Annotated in this window: 7 protein-coding genes and 1 pseudogene; all 8 read right to left on the reverse strand. The window is 64.4% G+C overall.

What is annotated here, in order from left to right; all coding sequences use genetic code 11:
* Positions 1 to 240: pseudogene (locus AC1D1X_RS14020) on the reverse strand (tryptophan--tRNA ligase); the annotation flags it as partial.
* Positions 237 to 911 (reverse strand): site-2 protease family protein, encoded by a 675-nt coding sequence (locus AC1D1X_RS14025; RefSeq protein WP_477698484.1) that lies wholly within the window; start codon positions 909 to 911, stop codon positions 237 to 239. The gene AC1D1X_RS14025 and the pseudogene AC1D1X_RS14020, both read right to left, overlap by 4 nt.
* Before the next feature lie 122 nt (positions 912 to 1,033).
* Positions 1,034 to 1,669: an L-threonylcarbamoyladenylate synthase gene (locus AC1D1X_RS14030; protein ID WP_477669741.1), complete on the reverse strand. Its 636-nt coding sequence runs from the start codon at positions 1,667 to 1,669 to the stop codon at positions 1,034 to 1,036.
* Positions 1,670 to 1,693: 24 nt separating this feature from the next.
* Complete coding sequence (locus AC1D1X_RS14035) at positions 1,694 to 2,599, reverse strand: DMT family transporter (RefSeq protein ID WP_477698487.1); 906 nt, start codon at positions 2,597 to 2,599, stop codon at positions 1,694 to 1,696.
* Positions 2,599 to 3,459, reverse strand: a complete 861-nt coding sequence (locus tag AC1D1X_RS14040) for a 3',5'-nucleoside bisphosphate phosphatase (protein ID WP_477669740.1) — start codon at positions 3,457 to 3,459, stop codon at positions 2,599 to 2,601. Before AC1D1X_RS14040 ends, AC1D1X_RS14035 begins: the two co-directional genes overlap by 1 nt.
* A 267-nt stretch (positions 3,460 to 3,726) precedes the next feature.
* On the reverse strand, positions 3,727 to 4,479 hold the full coding sequence (locus tag AC1D1X_RS14045) for an aspartate/glutamate racemase family protein (RefSeq protein WP_477669739.1): 753 nt from the start codon (positions 4,477 to 4,479) through the stop codon (positions 3,727 to 3,729).
* 20 nt (positions 4,480 to 4,499) lie between these two features.
* Entirely contained in the window at positions 4,500 to 5,213 is a 714-nt protein-coding gene (locus tag AC1D1X_RS14050) for a GntR family transcriptional regulator (protein WP_477698485.1), read from the reverse strand.
* On the reverse strand, positions 5,210 to 5,661 hold a 452-nt coding region (locus AC1D1X_RS14055), incomplete at its 5' end, for an ABC transporter permease (RefSeq protein ID WP_477698486.1). The genes AC1D1X_RS14055 and AC1D1X_RS14050, both read right to left, overlap by 4 nt.

A 5,661-nucleotide genomic window follows, 5' to 3' on the forward strand; every position in this document is an offset into this window, starting at 1 on the left:
CTCCGGGTCCAGCCCGGCGGCCAGCCAGCTCGCCGCGATCTCGAGTGTGGACTGCTGGATGCGCGCGGGTTCATCGCATTTGATCAGTGCGTGGTAGTCGGCCAGGAAGTAAAAGCTGCGGACATCGTCGCGAAAGCTGGCCTGAACCGACGGCCGGATCGAGCCGACATAGTTGCCCAGGTGGGGCGTACCGGTGGTCGTGATGCCGGTGAGGAAACGGGTGGGGAACGGTGTATTCATGACAATCTTGGGGGCAATGAAATGGGGWGGTTGATCAGATCCAGCAAGCTGTATCCCAGCACCACCAGTGGCCAGAGCCAGTAAGCGCTGACGATGCCAAGGAGAACGAGCCCCATGACGATGAAAAACCCCCATGGTTCGAGGCGGGCGACAAACTGAGCCTGCTTCCACGGCAGCAGGCCCACCAGGATGCGGCCGCCATCAAGCGGAGGCAAAGGAAAAAGATTGAAGGCCCACATCACGAGATTGACCAGTACGCCAGCCTGGCACATGACCAGGAAAAACGGCTCCTGGACACCGGCGTTGATCAGCACCGCATACAACACGGCCCAAAGTACGACCTGTATGAAGTTGGCGGCGGGGCCCGCAAGTGCCACCCAGATCATGTCGCGTTTGGGTTTGCGCAAATTTCCGAAATTGACGGGTACCGGTTTTGCGTAGCCGAACAGAAAGGTGCCTGAGGTGGCGAAATACAGTAGCAGCGGCATGACGATGGTGCCGAGGGGGTCGATGTGCTTTACGGGGTTCAGCGTGACACGGCCCAGCATCCAGGCGGTGTTGTCACCGAAATAGCGAGCCACATACCCATGCGCAGCTTCGTGCACGGTAATGGCGAAGAGCACTGGCAGCGCGTAGATGGCGACGGTTTGAATCAGGTTGGCGATATCCATGCCGAATTATGACCCCCACGGTCGCTCACTTCGTGTAGCTCCCTGCCCCCCGAAGGGGGCTGCTGCGCCTGCGGCCCGGCAAAGCCGGTTCCGCGGCCCCTGCTTGAAGGGGAGTCCGCTCGCTAAAGGCCTAATGCAGCCAGCTCGCCCCGGCCCTGTCGCACCACGACAGGCTCGCCGCCGTCGCCCATGGCCGTCAGGTCGATCACGGTGGTCGGCTCCTGGTGGCAGGCGCCTGCGTCGATCACGGCGGCCAGCTCATGCTCCAGCAGCTCGCGGATCTCGTGCGCATCGTTCAGCGGCTCGGTGCCGTCCCGCGGAATCAGCGTGGTGGCCAGCAGCGGCGCGCCATGCAGCTCCAGCAGCGCCTGCAAAACCTTGTGCTCCGGCACGCGCAGGCCGATGGTCTTGCGCGACGGGTGGCTCACGCGGCGCGGCACTTCCTTGCTGGCTTCGAGGATGAAGGTGTAGGGCCCTGGCGTGGCGGCCTTGAGCAGCCGGAATTGTTTGTTGTCCACCCGCGCGTAGTTCGCCAGCTCGCTCAGGTCGCGGCACAGCAGGGTGAGGTGGTGCTTGTCGTCGACGCCGCGAATACGGCGCAGGCTGTCGGCCGCGGCCTTGTCGTCGAGGTGGCATACCAGGGCATAGCTGGAGTCGGTTGGCACGGCCACAATGCCGCCGCGTTCAAGCAGCGCCACCGCCTGCTTGAGCAGGCGGGTGTGCGGGTTCTCGGGGTGAACTTCAAAAAACTGTGACATACAGGTTTGTCGCCGGCTTGGGTTTCAGGATTCGGTGGGTTCAATGATGATGCGGCTCTCGCGTACCGCAAGCCAGGCGCCAGTGGCACCACACACGGTAATCATGGCAATGCCGAGCAGCGACCACTGATCCGGAACATGGGAAAAGATCAGCCATCCGCCCAGCATGGCAAAACCGATTTGGGCGTAAAGGAACGGCGTCAGGGTTGATGCAGTGGTTCGCGCATAGGCAAGAATCATCATGAAGTGCCCGACGGCTCCGAGGAAGCCCATCAGGCAAAGGCAGGCCCAAAGCACCCAGGAATCCAGCGAAGTCCAGACAAAGGGAAGGGCCAGCGAGGCGATGAGCGTGCCCACCCAGCCGGTGTAGAAGTGCATGGTTGCCGGGTCTTCGGTACGGGCCAGGCGGCTGGTCAAAATCTGGAACCAGGCATTGGACACCACCAGGCTCAGCGGTAGCAGCAGCGTCCAGTCAAAGCCGGAGCTTCCCGGCCGGATGATGATCAGCGCACCGGCAAAGCCTCCCAGGACCAGCCCCCAGCGCAACGCCGGTACGCGCTCACCCAGCTGTAGCGATGCCAGCAGGGTGATGACCAGMGGCGTGATCATGATGATGGCCGTGAACTCGCCCACGGGCATGTATTTGAGGCTGAAAAACGCCAACCCGCTGCTGGTCAGCAGCAGTACGCCGCGTAAAAGCTGGAACCTGGGATGCGCCGTTCGAAACAGCGYTCGCCCGCGCGCAGGAAGCATCACCACGGTCGTGGCCACGGCCTGGAACGCATAGCGAAACCACAGCGCCATCAGGATGGGCACGCTCAGGGATATCCGTTTGGTGGTGGTGTCCAGCGCGGCGAAGCAGGCCATGGCGGCTACCAGAAGCGCAATGCCGGTCAGGGCAGGAGAGGTTTTTCTCGCGGGGCCGGCCATCACTGGATGCGGTCCACCAGCAGCTCCCACACCGGTGTCAGTTCGCCCGGCAGGAATGGCAGGGTACCCAGGTCGGTGTGGCTTTCGTCGGGGCTGTGGAAGTCGCTGCCGCGCGAAGCGGCCAGGCCGAACTCTTTGGCCGTATCGGCGTATTTGAGGTATTCCTGCGGCGTGTGGCTGCCGGTGACAACCTCCACGCCACGCCCGCCATGGGACTTGAACTCGGTGAACAAGGCGTATTCCTCGTTGGGGGTGAACTTGTAGCGGCCCGGGTGCGCAATCACGGCAATGCCCTTGGCCTGGGTGATCCAGGTGACGGCGTCGCGCAGGTTGGCCCAGCGGTGCGGCACATAGCCGGGCTTGCCTTCGGTCAGGTATTTGCGAAAGACCTCAGGTGTTTCGCGGCACACGCCGGATTCCACCAGGAAGCGGGCAAAGTGCGTGCGTGAAATGAGTTCGGGGTTGCCGACAAACTTCAGCGCGCCTTCGTAAGCGCCCATGATGCCGACCTTGGCCAGCGAGTCCGACATCTCCATGGCGCGCTGTTCGCGGCCGCCGCGCGTATTGCGCAGGCCTTGCTGCATCGCAGGGTCGTCGGCGTCGAAACCCAGTCCGACGATGTGGACCGTTTGCCCCGCGAAGGTAACGGACACCTCGGTGCCGGTGAGGTAATGCATGCCCTGCGCTTTGGCAGCGGCGGCGGCGCGGTGCTGGCCGCCTATTTCGTCGTGGTCTGTCAGGGCCCAGAGTTCGACCCCGTTGGCCTTGGCCCGTTCAGCCAGTGCCTCCGGTGTCAGCGTGCCGTCTGACACCACAGAGTGGCAGTGCAGGTCGGCATTCAGGATGTTTTTGGGAGTCACTGAGCCATTTTAGGCTTTGCAGGGTATTGGTGCAGGCCGGCTGCAATCTCCCTGACCCCAGAAGGCTCGCTTTGCGCGTGTGCGCGATGCCCTTGCACTGAAGGCGGTTTTGAGATGTTTCAGGCCGCCAGCCCAATATAGGCAAGCGCGATCAGCTATAAATTTAATAGCGTTCTCTGCCTCGCCGGATATGCGTCACTACGCTTGAAATGACCGGTTGCTATGAAATATATAGCTGCTTGCGCCTGTTCCTGTTGGGCTGCAGCCTTAAAGCCCCAAGGCAGTGAGTTCCGGCGAGAGTTTCTCCCACGGCACATCAAAGCCTGGCTGGCTGCGCTGCGGTGGCGGTGCATGGCTGCGCAGGGCCCAGTGGGCGCCGGCCAGCACGCTGTCGATCAGCGGCACGCTCACCCCGGGTTGCAGGGTCGCGGCCATGCCTGCCAGGCCCGCGCCGCCCAGAATGACGGCCTGCGCGCCCAGCTGGCGCACCGCGTCGCGGCAGGCCTGGGCGAGCAGGGTGCGCGCGGCGGCAGGGTCGGCCGCCAGCTGCGCGCCGGTCGGCGCAACGGTGTGGATGCCGGCCAGCGAAGGCGCATGGCCCAGCGCCTGGGCCAGCCGCTGCAGCATTGGCCCCCAGCGCTCGCCCCCGGTGACGATGGCAAAGCGTCCATGGCGCGCCGCCTCGATGAAGGCCGCCTCGGCCAGGCCGGTCACCGGCACCGGGCTGCTTTCGCGTAGCGCCAGCAGGCCAGGGTCGCCAAAGCAGCCGATCAGCACCGCATCAGGCGTTTCAGGTGCGCCACCCGTTTCACCTGTGCCGGCCAGCGCAGCGGCCCAGGCGTCCAGTGTGGCGTGGGAGGCAACGGCGTAGCTGGCTTCATCCGAGATATAAGGTGCACCGAAACGCGCGGTGGCGGTGCGCACGTTCACATGCAGCCCGGCGGCGGCTTGCACGTGGGTCTGCAGCAGCGCACTGACCGAAGCCGAGGTGTTGGGGTTAATGACTAGTAGTCTGCGCACGGTTAGGAATTCACCCTCGGTCAGCCAAACAGAGTGGACAGGTCGGGCGCATCGTCGGCCGGCGGCGTGAACTGCAGCTGCGACTCCAGCCGCGTCAGGTGTTCGCGCATGTGGCGCGCGGCTTCCTGGACGTCGCGCAGGCGAATTGCGTCCAGCAGCTTGCGGTGCTCGCGGCAGCCGCAGGCGGCGGCTTCGTCGCGGCTGTCCTTGTGGGACGTGCTGTAGGTCATCAGGATCAGCGACGTGCGCGAGGTCAGCTCGCGCAGGATGYGGCCCAGCGTCTGGTGGCCCGCGCGTTCGGCGATCTGCAGGTGAAAGTCGCCCGACAGGCGGATCGCGCGGTGCATGTCGCCGGCCAGGCGCGCGGCCTCTTCGTCGTCAATGCAGCGTTTGAGCTGTTGCATGTCGGCCTCGCTCGCCTTCGCAATGAAGAGCTCCACCAGCGTGGGTTCAATCAGCCGGCGCACCTCAAAAACTTCGCGCGCCTCCTGCTCGGTGGGCTGGGCCACGGTGGCGCCGCGGTTGGGAATGAGGGTAACGACCTGCTCATTGGCCAGACGCACCAGCACCGGGCGGATGCGCGTGCGCGACACACCAAAGGCGCCGGCCAGTTTGTCTTCGACCAGCTTGGTGCCCGGCGGCAGGCGGTGGTCCAGGATGGCCGAGATCACGCGCTCATACATCTCGCTGTCGGTCAGGGGGGTTGCCTGGGTTACGGGCGTTGCCTCGCTCATCGGGTGCCTTTCTTTTGCCGGCGGCCCAGCCACCAGGCCAGGCCCAGTGCCAGCGCCATGACCAGCAACGACACCACAGTGGTGACGGTACCCAGAGCATAAATGGACGGCGTGGTGACGGTGGTGGTCAGCCCCTGCAGCTCCAGCGGCAGGGTGTTTACGTCGCCGATAGCCTGCGAGGTGCGGGCGATTTCGTCCCAGCTCAGGGTAAAACCAAACATGCCGATGCCCACCACCGACGGCGCGATCAGCGGCATCACCACATGCCGGAAGCCCTGCCACGGCGTGGCGCCCAGGTCGCGCGCGGCTTCTTCGTAAGCCGGGTTGAAGCGGTTGAAAATCGCGAACATGATCAAAAGGCCAAAGGGCAGCGTCCAGGTCAGGTGCGCACCCAGCGCCGAGGTGAAGAGCCCCAGCGATGTGCCGTAGCCCTCCAGCGCATCGGCCA

The sequence above is a fragment of the Polaromonas sp. P1_G4 genome (assembly GCF_056405475.1).